Annotated in this window: 22 protein-coding genes, 1 rRNA gene, 1 pseudogene and 1 other annotated feature (1 of these 25 only partly in view); of the genes and pseudogenes, 9 read left to right on the top strand and 15 right to left on the bottom strand. The window is 43.6% G+C overall.

Annotated features, from left to right (window positions below; genetic code table 11):
• Window positions 1–1,077, bottom strand: a 16S ribosomal RNA gene (locus IGI96_RS07320); it reaches 482 nt to the left of the window's first position.
• 715 nt (window positions 1,078–1,792) lie between these two features.
• Between IGI96_RS07320 and IGI96_RS07315 the strand changes: the two genes are divergently transcribed.
• The 4 genes from IGI96_RS07315 to IGI96_RS07300 all read left to right on the top strand — a co-directional run bounded on the left by IGI96_RS07315 (window position 1,793) and on the right by IGI96_RS07300 (window position 7,060).
• Window positions 1,793–2,482, top strand: a complete 690-nt coding sequence (locus IGI96_RS07315; RefSeq protein WP_008376963.1) for a response regulator transcription factor — start codon at window positions 1,793–1,795, stop codon at window positions 2,480–2,482.
• Complete coding sequence (locus IGI96_RS07310) at window positions 2,472–3,680, top strand: sensor histidine kinase (RefSeq protein WP_005226244.1); 1,209 nt, start codon at window positions 2,472–2,474, stop codon at window positions 3,678–3,680. The genes IGI96_RS07315 and IGI96_RS07310 overlap by 11 nt, the downstream gene beginning before the upstream one ends.
• Before the next feature lie 35 nt (window positions 3,681–3,715).
• Window positions 3,716–3,914 (top strand) — a binding site (T-box leader).
• A gap of 57 nt (window positions 3,915–3,971) precedes the next feature.
• The gene (gene serS / locus IGI96_RS07305) at window positions 3,972–5,249 is read left to right on the top strand and encodes a serine--tRNA ligase (protein WP_086338847.1); all 1,278 of its coding nucleotides are present in this window, start codon (window positions 3,972–3,974) and stop codon (window positions 5,247–5,249) included.
• Between the two features lie 290 nt (window positions 5,250–5,539).
• Window positions 5,540–7,060, top strand: coding sequence for a polysaccharide deacetylase family protein (locus IGI96_RS07300; RefSeq protein ID WP_438784978.1), 1,521 nt, complete (start codon window positions 5,540–5,542; stop codon window positions 7,058–7,060).
• Window positions 7,061–7,131: 71 nt separating this feature from the next.
• On the opposite strand, the gene IGI96_RS07295 is transcribed toward IGI96_RS07300, so the two are convergent.
• Window positions 7,132–7,758: a TetR/AcrR family transcriptional regulator gene (locus tag IGI96_RS07295; protein ID WP_016608906.1), complete on the bottom strand. Its 627-nt coding sequence runs from the start codon at window positions 7,756–7,758 to the stop codon at window positions 7,132–7,134.
• Window positions 7,759–7,843: 85 nt separating this feature from the next.
• Here IGI96_RS07295 and IGI96_RS07290 point away from each other — a divergent pair, with 85 nt between their 5' ends.
• Both IGI96_RS07290 and IGI96_RS07285 read left to right on the top strand, forming a co-directional pair.
• On the top strand, window positions 7,844–8,545 hold the full coding sequence (locus IGI96_RS07290) for an ABC transporter ATP-binding protein (protein ID WP_010748457.1): 702 nt from the start codon (window positions 7,844–7,846) through the stop codon (window positions 8,543–8,545).
• 9 nt (window positions 8,546–8,554) lie between these two features.
• Complete coding sequence (locus tag IGI96_RS07285; RefSeq protein WP_438784977.1) at window positions 8,555–11,260, top strand: FtsX-like permease family protein; 2,706 nt, start codon at window positions 8,555–8,557, stop codon at window positions 11,258–11,260.
• Between the two features lie 145 nt (window positions 11,261–11,405).
• Here the strand turns inward: IGI96_RS07285 and IGI96_RS07280 are convergent.
• The 12 genes and pseudogenes from IGI96_RS07280 to IGI96_RS07225 all read right to left on the bottom strand — a co-directional run bounded on the left by IGI96_RS07280 (window position 11,406) and on the right by IGI96_RS07225 (window position 21,887).
• Window positions 11,406–12,817, bottom strand: a pseudogene (locus IGI96_RS07280) (IS3 family transposase).
• 145 nt (window positions 12,818–12,962) lie between these two features.
• Window positions 12,963–14,447, bottom strand: coding sequence for an IMP dehydrogenase (gene guaB / locus IGI96_RS07275; protein ID WP_005226250.1), 1,485 nt, complete (start codon window positions 14,445–14,447; stop codon window positions 12,963–12,965).
• Between the two features lie 202 nt (window positions 14,448–14,649).
• On the bottom strand, window positions 14,650–15,342 hold the full coding sequence (locus IGI96_RS07270; protein WP_005226251.1) for a DUF1129 domain-containing protein: 693 nt from the start codon (window positions 15,340–15,342) through the stop codon (window positions 14,650–14,652).
• Window positions 15,343–15,413: 71 nt separating this feature from the next.
• Entirely contained in the window at window positions 15,414–16,514 is a 1,101-nt protein-coding gene (gene ychF, locus IGI96_RS07265; RefSeq protein ID WP_438784976.1) for a redox-regulated ATPase YchF, read from the bottom strand.
• Between the two features lie 8 nt (window positions 16,515–16,522).
• Window positions 16,523–16,711 (bottom strand): DUF951 domain-containing protein, encoded by a 189-nt coding sequence (locus IGI96_RS07260; RefSeq protein WP_005226253.1) that lies wholly within the window; start codon window positions 16,709–16,711, stop codon window positions 16,523–16,525.
• A gap of 10 nt (window positions 16,712–16,721) precedes the next feature.
• Window positions 16,722–17,612, bottom strand: coding sequence for a ParB/RepB/Spo0J family partition protein (locus tag IGI96_RS07255; RefSeq protein ID WP_005226254.1), 891 nt, complete (start codon window positions 17,610–17,612; stop codon window positions 16,722–16,724).
• Window positions 17,602–18,366 (bottom strand): ParA family protein, encoded by a 765-nt coding sequence (locus IGI96_RS07250; protein ID WP_005226255.1) that lies wholly within the window; start codon window positions 18,364–18,366, stop codon window positions 17,602–17,604. Before IGI96_RS07250 ends, IGI96_RS07255 begins: the two co-directional genes overlap by 11 nt.
• Window positions 18,367–18,377: 11 nt before the next feature.
• On the bottom strand, window positions 18,378–19,094 hold the full coding sequence (gene rsmG, locus IGI96_RS07245) for a 16S rRNA (guanine(527)-N(7))-methyltransferase RsmG (protein ID WP_438784975.1): 717 nt from the start codon (window positions 19,092–19,094) through the stop codon (window positions 18,378–18,380).
• A gap of 296 nt (window positions 19,095–19,390) precedes the next feature.
• Window positions 19,391–20,161, bottom strand: coding sequence for an Asp23/Gls24 family envelope stress response protein (locus IGI96_RS07240; protein WP_010748461.1), 771 nt, complete (start codon window positions 20,159–20,161; stop codon window positions 19,391–19,393).
• A 25-nt stretch (window positions 20,162–20,186) separates the two neighbouring features.
• Window positions 20,187–20,378 (bottom strand): DUF2273 domain-containing protein, encoded by a 192-nt coding sequence (locus tag IGI96_RS07235; RefSeq protein ID WP_005226258.1) that lies wholly within the window; start codon window positions 20,376–20,378, stop codon window positions 20,187–20,189.
• Between the two features lie 7 nt (window positions 20,379–20,385).
• Window positions 20,386–20,955, bottom strand: a complete 570-nt coding sequence (amaP, locus tag IGI96_RS07230; protein ID WP_005226259.1) for an alkaline shock response membrane anchor protein AmaP — start codon at window positions 20,953–20,955, stop codon at window positions 20,386–20,388.
• A gap of 38 nt (window positions 20,956–20,993) precedes the next feature.
• The gene (locus tag IGI96_RS07225) at window positions 20,994–21,887 is read right to left on the bottom strand and encodes an SDR family oxidoreductase (protein WP_005226260.1); all 894 of its coding nucleotides are present in this window, start codon (window positions 21,885–21,887) and stop codon (window positions 20,994–20,996) included.
• A 256-nt stretch (window positions 21,888–22,143) separates the two neighbouring features.
• Between IGI96_RS07225 and IGI96_RS07220 the strand changes: the two genes are divergently transcribed.
• The 3 genes from IGI96_RS07220 to IGI96_RS07210 all read left to right on the top strand — a co-directional run bounded on the left by IGI96_RS07220 (window position 22,144) and on the right by IGI96_RS07210 (window position 23,938).
• Window positions 22,144–22,596: a DUF2188 domain-containing protein gene (locus IGI96_RS07220; RefSeq protein WP_005226261.1), complete on the top strand. Its 453-nt coding sequence runs from the start codon at window positions 22,144–22,146 to the stop codon at window positions 22,594–22,596.
• A gap of 339 nt (window positions 22,597–22,935) precedes the next feature.
• Window positions 22,936–23,403 carry a DUF5626 family protein gene (locus IGI96_RS07215; protein ID WP_060791704.1) on the top strand — a complete coding sequence of 156 codons (468 nt, stop codon included), beginning with the start codon at window positions 22,936–22,938 and terminating at the stop codon, window positions 23,401–23,403.
• 16 nt (window positions 23,404–23,419) lie between these two features.
• Window positions 23,420–23,938, top strand: coding sequence for a helix-turn-helix domain-containing protein (locus tag IGI96_RS07210; RefSeq protein WP_005226263.1), 519 nt, complete (start codon window positions 23,420–23,422; stop codon window positions 23,936–23,938).
• Between the two features lie 105 nt (window positions 23,939–24,043).
• Here IGI96_RS07210 and mnmG read toward each other — a convergent pair whose 3' ends face one another.
• Window positions 24,044–25,936, bottom strand: a complete 1,893-nt coding sequence (gene mnmG, locus IGI96_RS07205) for a tRNA uridine-5-carboxymethylaminomethyl(34) synthesis enzyme MnmG (protein WP_438784973.1) — start codon at window positions 25,934–25,936, stop codon at window positions 24,044–24,046.
• Window positions 25,937–25,955 lie beyond the last annotated feature (19 nt).

Genomic DNA, 25,955 nt, shown 5'->3' with positions numbered 1-25,955 from the left:
ACCATGCACCACCTGTCACTTTGCCCCCGAAGGGGAAGCTCTATCTCTAGAGTGGTCAAAGGATGTCAAGACCTGGTAAGGTTCTTCGCGTTGCTTCGAATTAAACCACATGCTCCACCGCTTGTGCGGGCCCCCGTCAATTCCTTTGAGTTTCAACCTTGCGGTCGTACTCCCCAGGCGGAGTGCTTAATGCGTTTGCTGCAGCACTGAAGGGCGGAAACCCTCCAACACTTAGCACTCATCGTTTACGGCGTGGACTACCAGGGTATCTAATCCTGTTCGCTCCCCACGCTTTCGAGCCTCAGCGTCAGTTACAGACCAGAGAGCCGCCTTCGCCACTGGTGTTCCTCCATATATCTACGCATTTCACCGCTACACATGGAATTCCACTCTCCTCTTCTGCACTCAAGTCTCCCAGTTTCCAATGACCCTCCCCGGTTGAGCCGGGGGCTTTCACATCAGACTTAAGAAACCGCCTGCGCTCGCTTTACGCCCAATAAATCCGGACAACGCTTGCCACCTACGTATTACCGCGGCTGCTGGCACGTAGTTAGCCGTGGCTTTCTGGTTAGATACCGTCAAGGGATGAACGTTTTACTCTCATCCTTATTCTTCTCTAACAACAGAGTTTTACGATCCGAAAACCTTCTTCACTCACGCGGCGTTGCTCGGTCAGACTTTCGTCCATTGCCGAAGATTCCCTACTGCTGCCTCCCGTAGGAGTCTGGGCCGTGTCTCAGTCCCAGTGTGGCCGATCACCCTCTCAGGTCGGCTATGCATCGTTGCCTTGGTGAGCCGTTACCTCACCAACTAGCTAATGCACCGCGGGTCCATCCATCAGTGACGCAAAAGCGCCTTTCAACTTTCTTCCATGCGGAAAATAGTGTTATACGGTATTAGCACCTGTTTCCAAGTGTTATCCCCTTCTGATGGGCAGGTTACCCACGTGTTACTCACCCGTTCGCCACTCTTTTTCTTTCGGTGGAGCAAGCTCCGGTGAAAGAAAAAGCGTTCGACTTGCATGTATTAGGCACGCCGCCAGCGTTCGTCCTGAGCCAGGATCAAACTCTCATAATGATTTGTTTGAATGACCATACGGTCATTAAGCTCATAAAAATTAACTTTGCTAGCTATTGCTTGCATGTATTTGTTTCAATAAATTGAAACGTCCTACACATTGGTTCGTTTGCTTGCTTTGTTCAGTTTTCAAAGGTCTACCGTGCTGTGTTAGCAACTTTTATATCATATCAGAGTGACATTTAATTGTCAACTCTTTTTTTAAAAGTTTTTTTCGCTCGTTGTTTTTCAACTTCGTAGCGGCTGTCTCAGCGACTTAATTAGAATAACAAATGATTTGTTATTTGTCAACAACTTTTTTCAATTAATTTTGTTGATCTATCAACATCAATTAACTATTTTAAAATTGCGACTTCGTTATAATATCATCTGTCGAGCTGTGCGTCAACTACTTTTTTCAATTCTTTTTAGGAATTCATTTAGTCATTTGGCACATGTAATAATATACCAAGACTTGTGCTATTCGTCAACCATAAAATGATTGATAGACCAACGTTTCTAGTTACTCCGTTTCCAAAGATGATTCGTGATTTTTAGTCCGTGATTTCCGCCTTTTTTAAGGACTTTTTCCGTTATTATTAGCCTATCGTTCGTCTTTTTCCTTTTTGTGTTTTCTTAATTCCTATCATTCTTATAAATTTAAGTATGATTTTATCTATTTTGTGGAATATTTGCTAAAATGGAGAAAAGAATATTGTTCCTAGGAGGACCCAGTATGAAAATACTTGTAGCAGATGATGACAAAGAGATCGTAGAACTATTAAGCATTTACTTACACAATGAAGGCTATGAATCGGTCAAAGCATACGATGGAAAAGAAGCACTGACCAAGATTCGCACCACTTCTGATATCGAGCTATTGATCTTAGATATCATGATGCCTGAAATGGACGGCATGCAAGTCGTCAAAGAATTGAGAAAAGAATCCCAAATCCCCATTATTATGTTGACCGCTAAAACAACCGATATGGATAAGATTCGTGGATTGGTCGCCGGTGCTGATGATTATGTCACTAAACCTTTCAATCCATTAGAAGTCATGGCACGGGTAAAATCGTTATTGAGAAGAACCAAGATGCAGGCTGCTTCAAATCAACCAGAGATTCTGGAAGTAAGCTCCCTTATCATCAACCGCGATTCCCATGAAGTAAAAACGGTGGATGGCAATGAGATCCAATTGACCGCATTAGAATTTGGCATCCTCTACTTACTAGCATCGCATCCGAACCGTGTCTTTAGCGCCGATGAGATTTTTGAACGAGTTTGGAAACAAGAAAGTGTCGTTTCTGCCAAAACAGTGATGGTCCATGTCAGTCACTTGCGAGATAAGATCGAAGAAGCCACGGATGGTGAAAAAGTCATCCAAACAGTATGGGGGGTCGGCTACAAAATAGATGCGAAGTAAACCAACTGAAAAAAAGCGCAACACACCAATCGAAAAAAAGAAACGGATCACGTTGACCTCAAAGGAAATCAGTGAGTTATTTGCGGAAGGAATTGTAACGATTGTTCTTTTACTTCTATTAAATGTCGCTATTTTGGTCATCTTGACCTCAATACGAGAAAACTCACCGGTTTTAGTCGAAGCGATCTATGAATCGAAGAATGCGTTCACGGCTGCCTTCAACACAGATATCTTCCGCAGTGGTCGCAACTTCATTCTACCGATGTTCTTCCTATTAGATGTGATCGTCTTATATTGGCGTTTGATTCGTCGTTACCATCAAATGCAGCTACGTCACATTATCAGCGAGCTGCACTTTATCGCAGAAGGCAACTACGATCATCGCATCCCCTTCGAGTTACGGGGCGATTTAAGTCGGATCGTTTCTAATATTAATGGCTTAGTCGACAGTACGGTGGCGGCGATCGAAGATGAACGGCGGATCGAGCAATCCAAAGATGAGCTGATCACCAATGTCAGTCATGACATTCGGACACCATTGACTTCGATCATCGGCTACTTAGGTCTAATCGAAGATCGACAATACCATTCGGAAGAAGAATTGCTGAAATATACTCATACGGCGTATGTCAAAGCCAAACAAATGAAATCCCTCGTCGATGATTTGTTTGAATACACGAAAGTGCGTCAGCCTAGCGTGCCCATTAATGTGATGGAATTTGATATGGCTCAGCTAGTGGAACAATTGGCGGCAGACTTTGAATTAGAAGCTAGTCGAAAAGGCATCAAGATCGAAACCTACACCCGTCCAGAGCATATCGAAATGGATGGCGATACCGAAAAACTGGTGCGAGTTTTCAACAACCTGCTGTCAAATGCCTTGAAATACGGCAAAGGCGCCGATAAGATCCGCATGGAGGTCGAGAAAGTCGGGACCGAAGCGATCTTAACCGTCAAAAACAATGGACAAATGATTCCTAAGCAAGCCCTTGATTCTCTATTCGACCGTTTCTACCGAGTGGAAGAATCCCGCTCTCAAGAAACAGGAGGAACTGGCTTAGGTCTAGCGATCGCTCAAAGCATCGTCGCCTTACATGGCGGCTATATCTATGCCAAATCAACGCCAGAATGGACGTCCTTTATTATTCATCTCCCGTTGAAGCGCAACAATTTGTCCAACACACAAACCTATGGTTGACGCCCCAACATTTTTTGGGTATGCTAAAGAAAATAATCAAGGCACAGAACCTAGTATATTTTTTTCATCTAGTAAAGAGAGCTGATGGTTGGTGAAAATCAGTGTTGGAAAAAATAGAATCCAGTTCTTTAACGTGTATTTTTCGAAAGAAAAATCGTTGGCTCACGATACGAGCAGCAAGGGCAGCGCAAGCTGAACTTGGGTGGCACCGCGAATGGTCATTTCGTCCCAAGCAACACGGGATCGGAATGGCCTTTTTTCTATGGAAAAATCAAAGGAGGATGTATCACTATGTTAGATGTAAAAATGATTCGCCAAAATTTTGCTGAAGTACAAAGCAAACTCGCAACACGAGGCGTGCAAAAAGAAGTATTGGACCGCTTTTTAACGCTTGACGAACGTCGCAGAGAACTCTTAGTCCAAACGGAAGAACGCAAGAAATTGCGCAACGATGTTTCTGGTGAGATCGCTGCCTTGAAACGTGCGAAAGAAGACGCGGCTGATAAAATTGCCCAAATGAAAGAAGTCGGCAGCCAAATCAAGCAATTGGATGAAGAGATCGCTCAAATTGATGAAGACATCAAAGAGATCGCCACAACATTGCCGAATTTGCCAAACGATTCTGTTCCAGTGGGCAAGGATGAAGACGACAATGTAGAAATCCGCCGCTGGGCAGAACCAAAAGCCTTTGCCTTTGAACCAAAATCGCATTGGGAGATCGCTGAAGAGTTGGGGATCCTCGACTTTGAGCGTGGCGCCAAAGTTTCTGGCAGCCGCTTTGTTTACTACAAAGGTTTAGGTGCTCGTTTGGAACGTGCCTTATACAACTTCATGCTGGATCAGCATGTTTATGAGCATGGCTATACCGAGATGATCACCCCTTATATCGTCAATAGCCAAGCAATGTTTGGCACTGGGCAATTTCCAAAGTTCAAAGAAGATGTTTTCCAATTGGCAGACACGGATTTGACTTTGATTCCAACTGCTGAAGTACCTTTGACCAATTACTATCAAGGGGAGATCTTAGAACAAGAACAGCTCCCTGCCTACTTCACTGCCTTGAGCCCATCATTTCGTTCAGAAGCTGGCAGCGCTGGTCGTGATACCCGCGGCTTGATTCGCCTGCACCAGTTCAATAAAGTCGAAATGGTGAAATTCAGTGATGCTGAACATTCTTATGAAGAATTAGAAAAGATGACGGCTAATGCCGAAGATATTTTGCAAAAACTCAACTTACCTTACCGAGTGCTTAGCTTGTGTACAGGAGATATGGGCTTTTCTGCGGCGAAGACCTATGATTTAGAGGTATGGATCCCTGCTCAGGAAATGTACCGTGAGATCAGCTCTTGCTCAAACTGTGAAGATTTCCAAGCACGCCGTGCCATGATCCGTTACCGCGATCAAGAGGGCAAGATTCACTACATGCATACACTAAATGGTTCTGGTCTGGCTGTCGGTCGGACGGTAGCCGCAGTGCTTGAAAATTATCAAAACGAAGACGGCAGTGTAACGGTACCAGAAGTTCTGGTTCCTTACATGGGCGGACTGACAAAAATCGAAAAAGCCTAAGCCTTAGCACCCTTAATTGCACCCCCTTCGTAACAGTCACTCCACGTGATCTGTTACGAAGAGGGTTTCTAGTTCACCTAATAGATAGTGGTTAAAAAAGCTCCCCTAACGCCCTTGATCGTTTCTTGCAAGAGAAACAACGCAACAAGGCTGTAATTTTTAAATTAATAATTAGAAAAATCCCTTCATCTTTTTAAGTCTCTATCAGAAACCGGGCATGATCGTTGAAAGTACCTGTGACTTATGGTAACGTGGGCATAATTTAGGATGGAATGAAGGGAGCTTCACCAATGCCCGAACGAAAGACCTATGCCCGTCGGAGTGACTTGCACAAGAAACCAAACAATAATCAAAAACGAACAGCGTCAGCTGAAGAAAGACCGAAAGGACCACCCTCGAGAAAGAAGCCGTATCGAAAAGCAATTTTTTCCTTATTCGCCTTATTATTGATCGTTTTGATCGCGACGGCTGGCTCAGTCCTTTACACGTTACACCAGCAAGAAGTCGCAGCCCAAGAAAAATATGAGGCGGCTGCGGAGAAATTACTGGCATCAATCCAAGCAGAACAAAGTCAAAATGGGTTAAAAACAACGCCTGAAGTGCTCTCCAAAGGCGCAACCAAAGAATTGATCTACCGCCCGCAAGGCCTTGATACGTTTCCCATCAAAGATATCAAAGAACGGTTGACACAAGCCGCTGATCACTTGCGTAAAAAACAAACGAAAAAAGAAGTCGTCACCGTTGCCCGCATCCAAGCACAAGCAGCGGCTTCAAAGGTGTCTACTTATTCATTGAAAGCCGACAGTTATGTGTGGAATCGAGAAACCGGACGTTTTGAAGATGCGGACAGCCTAACGGATGCACCGATCTTCGTATCAGAGAAGACGCAAACCGAATTGTCTTTGAAAGAACTGGTTCCTGATGAAGGCAGCTTATTAGGTATTCAACAAGTCATTCAGCAGAAACTGCTGGATCAAGCCAAAGAACCCGCCAAAATCATCGACGCCGTCTTGGCCATGGAGCGGATCACCTTCGATTCGAAATTTACTTACGATCCAGAGAAGCTGACCATCGAATTGCCAAAAAATCAGACGGGAGCGACGGAAATCACCCTGTCTTACAGCGAGATCGCCCCATTCATTGATCCTGATCTCGTGGCTGCTGACCAACTCAACAATGCCTTGCCAAGTTTAGACCCCAATAAAAAATACGTGGCATTGACCTTTGATGATGGACCTAACAGTACCTCCACCATGGATCTGTTGAACATCTTACAAGAAAATGACGTTAAAGCGACCTTCTTTATGCTGGGACAAATGGTAGAGCAATATCCGCAAGCTGCTAAAAAAGTCCAAGAAGCTGGACACGAGATCGCCAGTCATTCTTACTCTCATCCGCAGCTGAATACTCTTTCAGCGGAAGATTTGCAGGCAGAAGTCACAAAAACCAACAAAGCCATTTATAATGCGACGGGTTTACTACCTAGAAATTTACGGCCCCCTTATGGCGCTATCGACAAACAAAGCGCACAAACCATTGGCATGCCGATCATTCAATGGGACATCGATTCTCAAGACTGGAAATTGAAGGATCCGAAGAAGATCAATGCCTTGGTGCAACAAAATGTCTTTAATGGTGCCATGATCTTGATCCATGACATTCACCCGAAATCTGTGAAAGCCGTACCGGGAGTCATTAAAATGCTCAAAAACGAAGGCTACGAATTCGTGACTGTCGATCAATTATTAGAAGCACGGCAAAAACCATTGCATCAATACTTTGGGATGAACGACGAGCGCCTCGTTGACTAAATAAAAAAAGGAACGCAGCAAATTGTCTCTTGCTGCGTTCCTTTTTGGTTATTGGATCGTTCCCTCTTTTTTTAGCTCTTCTTATCCTCATATACATTAGTCACAAAAATTTGGATCAACAGTTCAGCGACAGCTTTTGGCGACATCGTTGAGAAATCTTTGAGCCAGCGTTCGATCAACCCGATAGACCCGCAGACAAAAAAGCTAAGACACAGTTCCAATTCTTCCTCGGAAGCATCTTGAAAGTATTGGGCAAACCGTTTCAAGGTCTCCGGTTTGATCTCTGACAACAAAAGATTCAGCAAATGGCTGTTGTTTAACAAAATCAAATGGGTCGTACTAGGATTCTCATACAAAATCGTCAACAGCTTTTCCAACCAAAGATCCAATGACAAATTTTCCTGCTGCAAGTTCGATGCGATCTGCTCAACAAGCTCCCCTTCGATCTCCTCCAACAACGCGGCCGTATCCTTATAATATTTATAAAATGTTCCTCGGTTGATATCGGCTCGTTCCGCAATCTCTTTGATCGTGATTTTGCGGTACTCTTTTTCCAACAATAACTCCTGAAAGGCGCGTCGGATCACTTTTTTCGAGTAGATCGTTCGACGATTCCCCACAGTCCCCACCATATCGTTTCCCCTTTTCTCTGTACATTTGATCAATATTTGTCTATTTAATGACAAATACGTAAGCATTGAGGATTGCTCTTACTTTTCTTTCTTAGTATACTAACACCATGTGATTAAATCAACACATGTTTAAAAAATGGAGGCTTTATTAATGAGTTATGTTGAAGTAAAGAATGAATATAAACGCTATCAGATGGGCGAAACCACCATCACTGCCAACAACGATCTTTCCTTTGCCATTGAAGAAGGCGAATTAGTGGTGATCCTTGGCCCCAGTGGTGCAGGAAAATCGACCGTTTTGAATATTTTAGGCGGGATGGATTCGCCAGATGAAGGACAAATCATTATCGACAATGTCGATATCGCGAAGTTTAACGACAAACAGCTGACGGAATACCGCCGCAAAGACGTCGGGTTCGTCTTCCAGTTTTATAATTTGGTGCCGAACCTGACAGCGAAAGAAAACATTGAATTGGCAACAGAAGTCTCACCGAATGCACTCGATCCTGATGAAGTCTTAGCACAAGTCGGGTTAGAAAACCGTAAAAACAACTTTCCTTCGCAGCTCTCTGGTGGGGAACAGCAGCGGGTATCGATCGCTCGGGCGTTAGCCAAAAACCCGAAATTGCTATTATGCGATGAACCAACCGGTGCGCTGGATTTTGAAACAGGCAAACAAGTGTTGAAGCTTTTGCAAAACGCCAGTCGGAAAAACGGCAATACGGTGTTGATCATTACCCATAACAGCGCCATTGCCCCGATCGCCGATCGGGTGATCCATATCAACGATGCCACTGTCCGTTCCATTGAAGAGAATCCTCATCCAATCTCGATCGATGAAATCGTTTGGTAGGAGGATCTGATGAAAAATAAAACCTATCTTAAAGCAAGTTTGCGGGAGATTCGCCAATCAAAAGGCCGCTTTATCGCAATCACCTTGATCATTTTTTTAGGAACGTTTCTCTTTGTCGGTGTCAAAGCGACGGGACCGATCCTGAACCATTCCGCGAGTGAATATGTCAACGGTCAGCATTTAGCAGATCTGCAAGTCACTTCCACGCTGGGATTGACGGAGGACGACATTGATGCGGCGGAAAAAAGCGGTGCGCACACAGAAGCCGCCTATCAATTTTATTACGCTGCCAATTCAGATGAAGTCGTGCAAGTGACCTCCTATGATCCCTCACAGAAACTCAACCAGTTACTGGTGAAGGACGGCCGACTGCCAGAAAAAACCGATGAAATCGTGCTGGACACCGAAGCAAAAAATTATGGCTGGCAAATAGGGGATACTTTTACGATCGATGATGCCGATAATCTGTCGGACAAAGACTATACGATCGTTGGGTTCGCCACCTCTCCCATTTATATCAGTGCTGCCGAACGTGGCTATGCGAATGTCGGCAGCGGTGTCGTGACGTATTTTGCTTATGTACCGGAAGAACAGTTCAAGATGGAGGTCAAATCGATCCTTTATCTCGCCTTTGATGATGTCGCAGGCCTTGAAACATACTCCGATGCGTATACCGACAAGATGGCAGCCCTTCAAGAAACGATTGAGGAACTGTTTGCGGATCGCCCTAAAGAACGCTTATCAGAAATTCAGCAAGATGCTTTTGATGAATTAGCGCCTGCAGAAAAAGAAGTCCGCGATGGACAAAAACAGTTAGCTGATGGACAAGCCCAACTGGATCAGGCCAAAGCGGAACTAGAACAACAGCAAGCCGCCCTGGCACAGCTGCCGCCCGTACAACAAGCAGCCCTCGAAGGCCAATTGACCGCTGGGAAAGAAGAATTGGCTCAGCAGCAAACCCAATTAGATGAACAGCAACAAGAACTAACCGATGCCCAACAAACACTGGCAGAAAAACGTACAGAGATCGAAGACTTGGCAGAACCTACGTATCTTTACAACCAACGCAAAGACAACCCCGGTTTCCAAGAATATGGTGGGCTGTCTGATCGTATCGCAGCGATCGCCAATGTGTTTCCTGTCTTCTTCTTCTTTATCGCTGCGTTGATCACCTTTACGACACTGACGCGGATGGTAGAAGAAAACCGCAAAGAGATCGGGACCTTAAAAGCGATGGGCTATGGCAAAGTCGAGATCTCCCTTAAATATTTGATTTATGCCCTCCTGTCTTCGGCCATTGGCATTATCAGTGGTGCCGTATTAGGGACGGAACTGTTGCCGCGTTTGATTTATTTTCTATCCAGCGAACGGTATCTTTTAGACGGGATTCGCGTCTATTATGTCTGGTCGCCAATTATTTTGGCCGCGATCGCCTTTTTACTGGCGACGCTCGGTGCTTGCCTCTTTGTTTTGATCAAAGAATTGCGGGAAAAACCTGCCCAGCTACTGCAAGTTCGGGCGCCAAAACCTGGGAAACGGATTTTATTAGAGGCCATTACGCCCTTATGGTCACGTTTAAGCTTCAATCAAAAAGTCAGCTTCCGTAACATCTTCCGCTACAAATCGCGAATGATCATGGCAATCATTGGCATCGCAGGCTGTACGGGACTGATGGTGGCAGGCGTTGGGTTGAAAGATTCCTTAAGTGCTGTGACTGCGAAACAATTTGGGCCCATTACGGATTATCAAGCCGTCGTGACCTTAAATGATGCGAAGGAAGAAACCGTTGCTGCCGCTGAAACGGTTTTAACAGACGATCCTCTTGTGACCCATTCGATGCTAGTCTACAATGAAACGATCGAGATTCGACCAGCTAACCAAGGAAAACAAAGTTTGACCTTGATGGTTCCGGCAGATCAAGAAGCTTTTACCGACTATGTCCATTTGAAAACGACGGAAGGGCAGAAGCTGCCATTAACAGAAGGCGCCGTACTGACTATGAAATACGCAGAATTGTATGATCTGCAGGTTGGGGATACATTGACCTTCTATACTAGCGATCAAGAAGCTTTTGAAGTACCTATCAGCGGCATCGCAGAAAACTATTTAGGCAATTCTCTATATCTGTCACCGACTCTTTACGAAGAAATCACCGACAGTGCCTTCGAACCGAATGCGTTCTTAGTCAAAAGCAAGACGATGACGAAAAAACAAGAGGAAGCTTTATCAACAGCCTTGTTAGATACCGACAAAGTCAAAAACACGACGTTCCTTTCCACTCAGATCAAAATGCAGGATGATTCGATGGGCAACTTGAACTCCATTGTCTTGATCTTAGTTGTACTATCAGGGGCATTAGCCTTTGTCGTCTTGTATAACTTGACCAACATCAATGTTTCCGAGCGGATTCGCGAGCTTTCTACTATTAAAGTATTAGGGTTTTACAATAAAGAAGTCACCATGTACATCGTACGGGAAAATATCGTCTTTACGTTATTTGGGATTCTCGCAGGCTACGTAGTAGGTTACTTCTTGACTAACTTTATTTTGATCCAAGCTTCGATGGAAAACATGGTCTTTCCATTAGTGATCAATTGGCCGGCCTATGCTTTAGCCGGCGGCATGACGATTCTCTTTACGATCATCGTGATGTACGTCACCCATGTGAAACTGACTCATGTCAACATGATCGATGCGTTGAAATCAAACGAATAAGCTGCTGCTAAAGCGATTTGCTGATCATCCAGCAGCGATTTTAAAGAAAAGGACGCCACTCTTGCCTAGATTGTAGTGACCCCAAAAAGTTAGACTTTTATGGAGTGGAGAAATCCACTCCTTTTTTGTACGATAAAATTAACTGTTAAACAGCTGTTTTTACAGCTTCTCGAAACTGAACTGGACTTCGCCAATTTAATTTCTTTTTGATGCGTTTATGGTTGTAATAATAGATATATTGGTCAATTTTTGTTTTCAATTCATCTAAACTCCGATAGACTTCTCCATGAAAAATCTCTTGCTTTAATAAACCAAAGAAGTTTTCCATAGGTGAGTTATCTAAACAATTCCCTTTACGAGACATACTCTGGAAGATTTTATGCTACTTCAATTTATTCTTATAAGCATTCATTTGATAGGCCCATCCTTGATCTGAATGGAAGGTTCTACGAAATGGACAATCATTTGTCATCTGGATTGCTTCTTCTAATCCTTCCATTATGGCTAGTGCGTTTGGTTTTTCAGAAATCCGATAAGATAGAATTTCACTATTGTAGAAATCCATGAAAGGATCTAAATACAGCTTTTTCTGACGAACGACACCTGTGGTGTCTACTTCATAATACTTAAACTCTGTGGTATCAGTTGTAATTTTTTGGTGACAGATATTTGTATAAAACCGACGATGAATACGATTTTTGGCGACAGTGCCAACCTTCCCACGATAAGAATTGTACCGTCGAGATTTTCGAGTGTAAGACTTTACTTCGATACCTAGTTTTTTTATCAGACGTTGAATCTTCTTTTTATTGACATGAATCCCTTGATTCTCTAATTCTTTTTTTAGTCGCAGACAGCCATAGTCTTTATGCTCCTTGCGAATTTCAATCATTTTTTCTTCAATTTCTTGGTCTGGGTTTGGTCTGTCAAACCGTTTCTGCCAATACATATAGGTTGCTTTAGGAAATTTCAATGTTTCAAGAAGCTCAACTAGTTTGAATGATCCTCGGAGGCTGGCGATGATTCGTGCGATTGATTCTTGCGTCTTTGCTGGGCTTCCTGTTTTCGCAGCTTCCTCAACTCTTTTAAAAAGGCATTCTCAATTTGAAGGGATCGGACTTGCTTTTCTAATGCCTTGATACGATCGCGTTCTTCAGTTGTTGTATTTTCTTTTTTGTTCTCTTTTTTTCTAGCCAAAGTAAGTGGTCGTCCTTTCTCTTTTGAGATCCCCTCAATACCTGCTTCTCTGAAATTACGCATCCAATTGGCAATAAGCGCAGGGTTGTTCATTTCTAAAGTGCTGGCAACTTCTCGATAGGACATCTCACTTGTTTGATATAACTCTATTGCATTTAACTTAAATTGAACAGAATATTTCTGATTTTGATGCTTTCTCAATAGACCTTCCTCTCCGTATTCACGATAGGCATTCACCCAATCACTTACTTGAGACTTGCTTGAAATACCGTATTTATTGGCAAGATGCCGATATCCACCCACACCACTAAGATATTCTTTAACGATTTTTAGTTTTAATTCAAAAGGATATTTTGCCATACAAATAGCGACCCCCAAAAGTTAGATTTTTGGTCTAACTTTTGGGGGTCGCTTCAGATAGCTGAGAGTGACGGCCTTTTTTGAACAAATAATCCCCTCTGTCCACTTTTGAACAGAGGGGGTGTTGGTTTTCACGTGAAACATTTTATGATTTTACAGAGTAGTTTGGTGCTTCTTTCGTGATTTGAACATCGTGGGGATGTGATTCTTTTAGTCCGTTGCCGCTCATTTGGATGAATTGTGCTTCATCACGTAATTGCTGTAGATTGCCAGCACCGACATAACCCATCCCTGATTTCAAGCCGCCGATCATTTGGAAGATGATATCAGAAACGCTGCCTTTATAAGCGACACGCCCTTCAATGCCTTCTGGAACCAATTTGTTGGCTTCGTTTACGCCACCTTGGAAGTAACGGTCGCTGGAGCCTTTTTCCATTGCCCCCAATGAACCCATTCCGCGGTACGTTTTGAAGCGACGGCCTTGGTAGATTTCAAATTCACCTGGTGATTCATCGGTTCCTGCCAACATGCTACCTAGCATTACGGCATGTCCGCCAGCTGCTAAAGCTTTGACGATATCCCCAGAGTATTTGATCCCACCATCGGCAATGATTGCTTTGCCGTATTGACGTGCCACAGAGGCTGCATCATAGATCGCGGTCAATTGAGGAACTCCGACACCGGCTACCACCCGAGTGGTACAGATCGAGCCTGGACCGATCCCGACTTTTACGACATCTACACCAGCATCATACAATGCTTTCGTGCCTTCTGCAGTGGCCACATTTCCAGCAATCAATGTCGCTTCTGGGAAATGCGCACGAATTTCAGAGATTTTGCGTAAAACACCCGCACTGTGTCCGTGGGCAGTATCAATAACGATCGCGTCCACGCCTGCATCCAATAAAGCTTGTGCTCGCTCAAAGGTATCGCTGGTAACACCGACTGCTGCTGCCACTAATAGGCGTCCATGCGTGTCTTTGGCTGCATTCGGGAATTCGATCACTTTTTCAATATCTTTGATAGTGATCAAACCGCTTAAGATCCCTGCTTCATCAACGATCGGTAATTTTTCGATCTTGTGTTGTTGTAAGATTTTTTCAGCGTCTTTCAACGACGTACCGACAGGTGCTGTGATCAATTGGTCTTTGGTCATCACATCATTAATCGGCATCGTATAATCCGTGACAAAACGCATGTCGCGGTTCGTGATGATACCGACTAATTTGCGGTTTTCCATCGTTTCTACGATCGGTACCCCGCTGATGCGGTACTTGCTCATCAAATGTTCTGCATCAGCAACTAAGTGGCTTGGTGTTAAGAAAAACGGATCGATGATCACGCCGCTTTCAGAACGTTTTACTTTGCGCACTTCATCTGCTTGCGCTGCGATACTCATGTTTTTGTGAATTACGCCAAGTCCGCCTTGACGCGCCATTGAGATCGCCATTTTACTATCAGTTACGGTATCCATACTGGCACTTATGATTGGAATATTTAGTGTAATATTCGGGGCAAGCTGCACTTTCATATCCACGTCATTTGGCAAGACGTGACTTTCTGCCGGAATCAATAAGACATCATCAAACGTTAACCCTTTTTTTACAAATTTGGTTTCCCAGTTGGACATTTTTGTAACCACTCCTTAAAGTTTTTAGGTATTTTAAAAAAAATAGCAAAGATTTTTTCATAAGTCAACCATTCGGAAAGCTTTCTTAATAATCCTCTTCAAACCTTTGGTTAAATCTCATAATTCGCCATTTTTTCTAAAAAAACACGCTGATCGTGCGGTCTTTTTTAACAAAAGAAGGCGCACGATCAACGTGTAGTCATCAGCCTCTAGGAACAGACAGACTGCTGATGATATTGTATTTGCGTTTCAAGTAGTACTTCGCTGCTAATGCCACTGCCCCGATCAAGGCTTCGATCACAGGGTCCACTTGTGGATTCAATGGTGGTTGGATCATCGCAGAAAGCGAGATCACAACGATCCATAGCATGAAGGCTGCGACTAAAATCAAAATGATCTTCCACATCTTCGGCCGTTTGCTCTTATCGGCACCTGGGCGTTCATATTGATACATGTATTTGTACATCAAGTAGAAGACCCAACCAGCAAGCATCGCCATCAAGAAGAGGGTCAATAAGCCATAAGGTTGTGCTTGACCTCTAGTAAAGATTCCCATAACCCCTAACATCAAGCCAAAGATCCCTAAAATCAGCAAGGTGTTATCCAACCACATCAAGAAGGGGCCGGATTCTTTTTGCTCAACGGGTTTGTTGATGATGGCTTCGGTGCGTTCAGACACTGTACCAAATAATTGGCGGGCTGTTTTGCCGCCTTTTTGTTCTTTGACTAAGACCGGCAGCATCTCATGCAAGGCAATCGTTTTTTCTTCTTCAGAAAGGTTGGCTGCCTCTAGCGATTTTTTTAAATCAAATATATATTGTTGGTTTCGTTTTGTTAATTGTTGTTCTAATTCACGATTTTCGGAAACATAATTTCGCAGAGTTTCTGGTTCCATGAATTGATTCTCCCTTCTGCGTTTTCTTCACAATGGACATTTTACCACAAATTCACTGGGAAGAAAGCCCTTTATACGTTAAAACGGAACAACATCACGTCGCCATCTTGCACGACATAATCTTTTCCTTCCAAACGTACCCGACCGGCTTCTTTGGCCGCTTGCATCGTGCCGTATTGGTTCAGATCTTCAAAGGAAACAGTTTCCGCACGAATAAAGCCGCGCTCAAAGTCCGTATGGATGATCCCCGCTGCTTGCGATGCTTTGATGCCTTTACGGAACGTCCACGCACGCACTTCTTGTTCACCAGCGGTAAAGTACGTTGCTAGACCCAGTAAATCATAGGCAGCACGAATCAATTGATCCAACCCTGATTCTTCAATTCCTAATGCTTCTAAAAACTCTGCTTTGTCTTCTTCTTCCAGCTCAGCGATCTCTTCTTCGGCACGAGCACTGATGACGATCACTTCCGCATTTTCGCTCGCTGCAAATTCCTTCACTTTGTTGACATAGTCATTGGTTTCATAGTCTGCCACGTCTTCTTCTGCTACGTTGGCAACGTATAAGACTGGTTTGGTCGTTAGTAAAAACAAACTTTTGACGATGCGCTGTTCTTCATCTGTAAATTCGATCGAACGAGCAGAGATCCCTTCTTCTAGGACCGGTTTGATTTTATCAAGAACGGCCAATTCCGCAACCGCATCTTTGTCTTTGGTTTTGGCAATTTTTGCGACCCGAGTATAGCGCTTGTTGACGGATTCTAAATCTGCTAAAACCAACTCCAAGTTGATGGTGTCGATATCAGCTAATGGGTCCACGCGGCCTTCCACGTGGGTGATGTTGTCGTCGTCGAAACAACGAACGACATGACAGATCGCATCCACTTGGCGGATATGGCTCAAAAATTGGTTACCTAATCCTTCCCCTTTGCTGGCACCGCGGACGATTCCGGCAATATCCGTAAATTCAAAGGTGGTTGGGACTGTCTTTTTCGGACGGACTAATTCTGTTAAACGCTGTAAGCGCCAATCTGGCACTTCCACCATTCCTACATTCGGATCGATCGTCGCAAACGGATAGTTTGCGGCTTCTGCTCCTGCTTTGGTTATTGCATTAAATAAAGTAGATTTGCCCACATTTGGCAATCCAACGATTCCGGCAGTTAACGCCATGCTTCACTTCACTCTTTCTCTTTTTTTTCTAGGATTTTCTTCATCTTTTTATCAAATTCTCGGCGCGTCATCATGACGATGTGGCCGCAATTCGTACACTTTATTTTGATGTCTGCCCCCATGCGGATGATTTCCCAACGATTGGCTTTGCAGGCATGCGGTTTTTTCATTTCGACAATATCCCCAAGATCATACATCTTTATCACCTCAAGCTTCATCAAATTGAATGTTCAATAAATCTAAAATACGGGTTAAATCTTTTTGTGACAGGTATTCGATCTCGATTTTGCCTTTGCCTTCTTTTTCGCGGATCTCGACATTCGTGCCGAATTTATCCATCAACCGTTCTTCGCTTTCTCGTAAATAGTACGGTTTTTCCCGAATCAGACGCGGAACTTTTTTCTTTTCGTTTTTCGTGTCGTTCATCTCAGCGACCATTTGTTCTAATTGGCGGACTGTCAGATTTTCTTTGACACAACGATTGGCTAATTTTAAGATCTGTTCTTTATTTTTCAAGCCTAATAATGTCCGGGCTTGCCCCATAGACAAACGGTCATCTTGAACCATTTCTTTGACGAGTTTCGGCAAGGACAGTAACCGCAAATAATTGGCGATATACGGGCGGCTCTTCCCTAAGCGTTCAGCGACTTGTGCTTGGGTCAATTTCAAGTTCTTCATCAGCATGTCATAGGCTTCTGCTTCTTCTAAAGGATTCAAATCTTCCCGCTGCAAGTTTTCTAAAACGGCGACTTGCATCATCGCTTCTTCATCAAAATTGCGGATGATGGCTGGGATCGTTTCCTTGCCAGCTAGTTTGGATGCTCGAAACCGGCGTTCACCAGCAATGATCTCATAGCCTTTGACGGATGATTGCCGCACGATGATCGGTTGAAAGACCCCCGAATGCTGGATCGAATTGGCTAGTTCTTGTAATGAAAGCTCATCAAAGGTTTTTCGCGGTTGATAAGGGTTGGGTCTTAATTCGTTTAAAGGCAGTTCAACGACTTTTTCTGTCTTGATATCGACTTCTTCTAACCCTTGCAGGTCTTGAAACAACGCATCGATCCCACGCCCTAATCCTTTCCCTTTATTCTTCACGGGCTAACACTTCCTTTGCTAACGTCTGATAGACTTCGGCTCCTTTTGAGCGTGGATCATAATCAATGATCGACAATCCATGACTAGGTGCTTCAGACAACCGGATATTCCGCGGAATAATGGTTTCATATACTTTTTCTTGGAAATAGCGGCGGACTTCTTCCACGACTTCCGCGCCTAAGTTCGTGCGGGCATCATACATCGTCAGTAAGACCCCTTCGATCTCTAACTCAGGGTTAAAATGTTTTTGCACTAAACGCACGGTATTCAATAGTTGGCTCAGCCCTTCTAATGCATAGTACTCACATTGGACTGGGATCAAAATCGAATCACTGGCGGTAAAGGCATTGATCGTCAAATGACCTAAAGATGGCGGACAATCGATAAAGATATAATCATATTGTTCTTTGATTTCATTCAAAGCCGATTTCAATCGAGATTCCCGTGCCATCATGGAGGTCAATTCAATTTCCGCACCAGCTAATTGGATCGTCGCTGGAACGATATCCAAGTTTTCTCGGCTGCTAGGTAAAATCGCTTCAACGATCGGTGTTTCATTGACTAATACATCATAGATGTCTTGTTCCACATCTGGTTTGCGAATGCCGACACCGCTTGTGGCGTTGCCTTGGGCATCAATATCTACGAGTAACACTTTTTTGCCGACAAATGCTAAGGACGCACCTAGGTTCACCGTTGTGGTGGTTTTGCCTACGCCGCCTTTTTGGTTTGCAACAGAAATAATACGGGCCATTGATTTTCCTCCTATTTAATTGGTTGTTTCGCTGGCATTCCCGGTTTGCGGGGGTATTTCTTTGGCGTTTCTTTTTTCTTTTGAATGATCAAAAGATGGCGTTCATCGCCGCTGACCGGTAAGGTAAAGCTTTTTTCTTCAATAAATTTGCCGCCTAAGAGTGAGATGGCTGGTTTGGCTTCAACCAGTTCTTCCTCGCTTTTGGCAGCTTTGAGCGCATAAAAATAGCCTGCTTTTTTCACCAATGGCACACAGAGTTCCGTTAACACATTCAAACGGGCAACCGCACGAGCAGTCACATAATCGAATTGCCCACGAAATTGCGGGTTTTGACCAAATGTTTCTGCACGGTCATGGTACAAGTGGACATTTTCCAATTGTAGATCCGTCACAAGGGTTTGTAAAAAGGCGATGCGCTTATTTAAAGAGTCGACGATCGTCACTTCTAATTCAGGAAACACGATTTTTAGTGGAATACTTGGAAAGCCAGCACCTGAACCGACATCACACAAATGACTTTGCGGGTCAAAGGCGGTTTCAAAAGCTAAGGAAACAGAATCGTAGAAATGCTTCAAATACACTTCTGATTTTTCCGTGATTGCGGTTAGATTCATCTTCTGATTCCATTCGACTAAACGCTCGAAATAGACAGCGAATTTTTCCATTTGTTCTTCGGTTAAAACGATCCCGTTTTTGCGTAATTCTTCATGAAATTCTTCAGGTAGCATAACGAATCCTTTCTATTTTGTGAAACAGAAAAATGTTTCACAGACTAGTTCCTACTTTAACGCAAAAAGCAATGTGATGCAATAGCCAGACATTGCTTTCTAGGAGAATTTACCATTTTTTAACTGGGGCTTTAAGGTTGGTTTAAGGCAGAGGAATTATACTCATTTCAATCCAAAAAACTTTTTTCATTTTTCCTTGACCAGCGAGGCTGCCAACCCTCCTGGTCAGCTTTTTTCTCAAAGAAACAAGCATTGATCCTGTGATCAATGCTTGTTTTTGTTTCATATGAAACTTTTTATTTCACCCGGGGCTCGTTGTATTCTTCGATACGATCAGACGCGCGGGAAGCCGCATGTTTGGCTTTGTTGGTTTGACGTGAAGCAAAGTCGCCGGTTTTAGATGCAGCTGACGATACTTTGTCTTGAACCGTTTCTTGTTCCTCTTCGTATTCAGCGATCGTTTTTACATCTACAACATTGATGTTGACTTCGATAACTTCTAATTGGGTCATTGTCGTTACTTCTTTTTGGATGACTTCTTTGACTTGGTCAGCGATTTCTGGGATGTTGCGGTCGTATTCAACCACGATATCTAAATCAACGGCTACTTGTTTTTTCCCTACTTCGGTATTGATACCCGCAGTCACATTGTCTGTATTGACTAATTTTTCCGCAATGTTAGAGAAGAAACCACCATCGACCGTCAACAGACCATCCACGTGTTCTAATGCGATCCCGATGATTTTTTGGATCACTTTGTCATCATAGGTCAATGAACCATGAACAGGTGCGTCGCCAGTTGGTCCTTCAAAATCGTTGTGACCAGGTTTTGGCGGTGCTGGATGATGTCCTGCTGGATTTGGATTTCCTGGTGCTGGATGATCCCCTGGTTTTGGTCCGTTTTGTTGTCCTGCTACTGCTTTTTCAGCATTTGGTACCACTGGATCTGGTGCTTCAGTCATCGGAATCGCATTTTCATTTGCTTGATGATTGGTGTTAGGAACCACTGGATCTGGATGTGCGCTGACTTTTTTATCATTGTTTAATTCGTTTTTATCGTTATTCATTAAAAATTCCTCCTATTAAAATGCGTTATTGTTGGTTAAAAAATTCGTCGATGATACCGGTACGTTGGAGATACAATCCTAACGCAAAACCCAAACCTGTTAGGAGTAGAATCAGCAATGTTTTGAAAAAACCGATCGTTACAAACAACACAGCCAGAACAAGGCCGATTGCTCCAAAAATCAATGGGATTTTGTATTGTTGTAGTTCGTTCATCATAGCCCTCCTATTCTACTCGCGGGTTTTCCGGAGTCTCATTTTGTTCAAAATTCGCGTAGTTGACTTCGACTTTGACTTTCTCACTTGAACCAAGCACTCGTTGGACATCTTGTTGGATTTCCGCCATTAAGTTTTCGGTTTTGCCGACTAAGGCAGACGTCCGTTTCAAGCGTCCTTTGATTTTAATCAAAATTCGATTTTTGGTCGCCTTGACATGAACTTTTGGTCCTTCAACAAATTCTTTTTCATTTACTTTCGTACGTACAAGTCCTTCGATTGCTTTCTTATCGATCGTCAATGCGCCCTTATCCTCTTTCAAAACAAAGGTCGTTTTGGTTTTTGGATAAAAAAGCACGACTAAGATCACGATCAAGAATAAGGCGATCAAGACAACAGCTACCCAAAACATATATTGACGCATAAACAAGTTGTCAAAGAAATACGTGACGACATTGCCTCTGCTGTCCAAACCAAATGGCAGCTGCATATAAGGATTACTCATTAATACGATTGGTAATAAGACAGTGATAAAGATCAACGAAACGATGATTGATACGATTTTCCACCCTTTACTCATAGGACACCTCCTCCTTTTTCTCCAATTTTTTGATAAGCTTACAAGTTGATGGCTTCTCCGCCGGTAACACCATAAATCTGTGCTGTCACATAGCTAGCTTTATTCGAAGCTAAAAAGACATAGACAGGTGCCAGCTCAGCTGGTTGTCCTGCCCGCTCAAGTAACGCTTGCTGACCAAATTCAGGCAGCTGGTCTTGCGGTTGGCCATGATCTAACTGTAATGGTGTCCAGATCGGTCCTGGGGCTACCCCATTGACGCGAATTCCTTTTTCAGCAAATTGTTTCGCCAAGCTGACTGTAAAACTGGCGATCGCCGATTTGGTTGCCGCATAATCCATTAAATGGGCACTTGGACTAAAGGCTTGGACAGAAGTCGTTGTCACGATCGCTCCCCCAGCCGGTAAGTGCGGCTCAGCAGCTTTGACTAATGCAAACATGGAGATAATGTTTACCATAAAGGTATCTTTCACTTGTTCAATCGGTAATTCTGCAATCGATGGCCGCGTGATTTGCTGTGCTGCGTTCAATACTAATGTATCTAACCCACCTAATGCTGCCACCGCTTTGTCAACGATCTCTTGTGGTGCCGCTTCGTCTCGCAGGTCATAGGGGAGCAAAATCACTTTGCGCCCAGCTTCTTTGATGTACCCTGCAACTTCTTCGGCATCTTCTTCTTCTCCTGGGAAAAAGTGTAGGGCAATGTCTGCTCCTTCACGGGCGAAGGCAATCGCTGCTGCACGTCCGATCCCAGAATCCCCACCGGTGATCAGTACTCGCCGGTTTTCTAACTGCTGACTTCCCTCATAAGATTCTTCACCACAATCAGGTTTTGGTCGCATTTCTTCTTGTAAAGCAGGCGTATCTTGTTCCTGTTTGCTGTATTTACCCGTGTGATAAAGTTCCCGTGGATCAGTCAAAATAGGTTCACTCATTCTTACGTCCTCCTTTTCTCTATAATAAAATTCTAAACCATTCATTTTTTTTTGGGAAATATAACGCTTTGTTAACAAAAATAAATCATCGTTTATTAGAAAATGAAAAAAGAAAGTGCCCTCATTTTTGACCAGAAATCAAATAATTTCCCTTTTTTATAGAAGGGGGTAAACTAATAAGTAGTAACTGGTAGTACCTGTAAAAGGGAACCCCTAAGAAAATGACCTTGGATCAAGAAAAAGGAGGAAACAAAGAATGCCTTGGAATGTCCGTGATTATCCTGCGTCAATGAAGAATCTAGACCCCTTAGTTCGTAAAAAAGCGATTGATATCGCCAATGCCCTGCTAGCCGATGGCTATTCGGATGATCGGGCAATCCCGATCGCCACGAGTCAAGCAGAAAAATGGTATGACAATGCAGATGAAGAGGAGAAGAAAGCTTTTCAGAAAGAAAAAAATCCGCAAAAAGACGATACCCATCAAACCAATAAGAATGCGGAAAAATTAATGGATGCGGATGTAGAAGTTGTGTATGAAGACGACCAATGGCAAGTCCGTTCCAAAGGGGCGAAACGTGCCAGTGATCATTTCGACAAGAAAGCAGATGCCATCGCCCGTGCCAAAGAAATCGCCGAAAACAAAGAATCCGTGGTGAACGTTTATAAGAAAGACGGCGACCATCAAAAGGATATTGATTTGAGAGAATAAAATTGGCTGCAAAAAAGCGGAAGGAGGTCTTACCTTTGTCGTTTTATCGGCGCGAAACGTTGCCTACTCTTTCGCTTTTTTGTTTCCTTTCACAGCTAGGTTTGATTAAAACTAAAGCAACCGTTTCTTTTAAAAAGCAGCAGTTCGTTGTCAGAAACCTAAAAAACGAAGACCTTTTGAATGAACCATCACTTTTAAAATTTCTCGACATCCTAAAAAATAAGCCTATGAAATGCTGATCTAGCAACAGTTGTGAACCATCCGTTACCTCTGTAAACTAGCTTGTGCTTTCTTTAACTAAATAAACCTTGTATACTTGAATTATTAAAAGTACAAGGAGTGGTGTTTGTGAAAAAATTATTTTTTGTGCCGTTTATTTTTCTTTGTTTCCTCTTTGCTCTCCCAGCTGCCGCCCAGACAGTGGAAGAACCTGAACTCGTTTATGACTTAGCATCAGATAGTCCCTATAAGCAGCTGATCACGGTAGATGAAGAAGGCAACGAGGTGATTTTGACCATTGAAAAATTGCCGTCATTCCGAGCAAATCTGGCAGCGGGAACGTATCGTGTGTCAAAAACATCCGCAGGTAATTGGACCGCTAGTTATAATGTAACGGTCAATAGCCGCAATCAATTTACAGGCACTTCGAATTTAAGTTTAGTTGCTCACAGAGGAAGTATCACTTCTAGTTCATTAACTCACACGTCCACCAAAGCCACCTGTACGTTTAAGCAAAAAGCAGGTATAATCACTACCAATGGGAGTGTCGTAACCACGATCTCAAATGGGAAGCTAGTTGTTAAATAGCAGATAGGAGCATACATTGGCTTTAGCAGAACAATTAAAAAGCTGTCGCGAGTCTTCCGGATTGTCGCAAACAGCAGTCGCAGAAAAATTACAGATTTCACGCCAGTCGATTTCAAAATGGGAAAATGGGCGCGGCTATCCAGATATTGAGAATTTGATTTTGTTGAGCGATCTCTACCAAGTCTCGATTGATGAGCTTTTACGTGAGAACGAAGCCTTAAAAGAGCGGATCGAAACCAACAATCAAGAAATCAACGACAAGAAAGAAAAATTGTCGTTACTCCAAAGAACGATGGCAGCAGATAAAGATGAAAGTCTCCTCTTGCTACTGTTAGCTGGAATCGGCTCCTTTCTTTTTCCTTTAGGACTGATCTTAGATGGCTTTGTTTTATGGCGTAACAAAAAAGCCAATAATTTTTATGTATTGATCTATATCGTCTGTGCCTTCTCGATTTTCTTGAATTTGTACGATGGCTATGTCCATCTCAGCAACATCATGAATTGGGGAACCACTACGATTGAAAAAGTGGAATAACTTTATTATTAAGACAAAAAGCCCGCTGCGAATTGTTTTCGCAGCGGGCTTTTGACACTCTATTTACCATTTATAAATTGGTTTTTCAAAGAATATTAACCGTCTTTAGTTAACCTTTGCAATCTTCCCTTGCTCGATATACACCATCAAAATACTGATATCAGCTGGGTTTACTCCGCTGATACGGCTCGCTTGGGCGATGGTTTCGGGTTGGATTTTTTGCAGTTTTTGTTTGGCTTCTGTTGCCAAGCCATTGATAGCGGCATAGTCGATGTTTTCAGGAATGCGTTTGGCTTCCATCCGTTTGAGTTTCTCCACTTTTTCGAGAGCTTTTTTGATATAGCCTTCGTATTTGATTTGGATCTCGACTTGTTCGATCTCTTTTGGCTTCAATGCTTCATTGGCTTCGATAAATTGTAGCATTTCGGCATACGTCACTTCAGGCCGACGCAAGAATTCATTTGCTAAAACGCCATCTTTCAAGGTAGCCGTCCCTTTAGCAGTCAAATACGCTTGTACTTCTGGCGTTGGTTTGATGCGGATCTTAGATAAACGTTTAATTTCTGCTTCAACAGCTTCTTTTTTCGCTACATACGCTTCGTATTGTGCTTCTGGGACGAGCCCGATTTGATGTCCCACTTCGGTCAAACGCAGATCCGCATTATCATGACGCAGCAATAAGCGGTATTCGGCACGAGAGGTCAATAAGCGGTAAGGTTCATTGGTTCCTTTGGTCACCAAATCATCGATCATCACACCGATATAACCGTCGCTGCGTTTCATAATGAAGGGATCTTTGCCTTGAATTTTCAAAGCGGCATTGATGCCTGCGATCAAGCCTTGACCGGCCGCTTCTTCATAGCCGCTGGTTCCGTTGGTTTGTCCTGCCGTAAAGAGGTTTTCGATGACTTTGGTTTCTAATGTTGGACGCAATTGATGAGGCACCACGACATCATATTCAATGGCGTAACCCGTCCGCATCATTTCCGCTTTTTCTAAACCTGCGATGGAATGCAGCATTTGGACTTGGGCATCTTCTGGCATAGAAGTAGAAAGCCCTTGAACATACACTTCTTCGGTGTTCAACCCTTCTGGTTCCAAGAACAGTTGGTGACGAGATTTGTCTGCAAAACGCACGATTTTGTCTTCGATAGATGGGCAATAACGGGCACCTACTCCTTCGACGATCCCTGTAAACATCGGCGCCCGGTGTAAATTCTGGTTGATGATTTGGTGCGTCCCTTCGTTCGTATAGGTCAACCAGCAAGGTTCTTGGTTTTGATTGTAGGCTTCATCGGGTGTGCTGTAACTAAAGTGATTCGGTTGTTCATCGCCAGGCTGGATCTCCGTTACCTCATAGTTGATGGTGCTGGATTTTACCCGCGGTGGTGTACCGGTTTTAAAACGAGCGATCTCTAGGCCAAGCTCTTTCAAATGATCGGCTAGTCCAATCGATGGCTGGGAGTTGTTTGGTCCAGAAGAATACTTCAACTCTCCAATGATGATCTCTCCTCGCAACGCTGTTCCCGCAGTGATCACTACAGCTTGGGCTTGGTAACGAGCGCCTGTAGAGGTCACGACGCCACGGCATTCGCCTTCTTCAACGATCAGCTTTTCAACGATTCCTTGGCGCAGTGTCAGATTGGCTTCTTTTTCGATCGTTCGTTTCATTTCAGCCGCATAGGCATGTTTATCGGCTTGCGCCCGCAAGGCCCGCACAGCGGGACCTTTTCCTGTATTGAGCATCCGCATTTGGATGTAGGTTTTGTCGATATTTTTGCCCATTTCTCCGCCTAAAGCATCGATTTCGCGCACCACGACGCCTTTTGCTGGTCCGCCGACGGAGGGATTACAAGGCATGAATGCGACCATGTCTAAGTTGATGGTCAGCAAGAGGGTTCTTGCTCCCATTCGGCTGGCTGCTAAGGCAGCTTCTGATCCGGCATGGCCGGCACCAACAACGATCACGTCATAACTTTCTGCTTGATATTCTTGCATGGTGTTCTCCTTTTTACGC

Source organism: Enterococcus sp. DIV0421, assembly GCF_051713745.1.
Classification (GTDB): domain Bacteria; phylum Bacillota; class Bacilli; order Lactobacillales; family Enterococcaceae; genus Enterococcus_D; species Enterococcus_D casseliflavus.
This window is presented reverse-complemented; position numbering and strand designations above follow the sequence as displayed.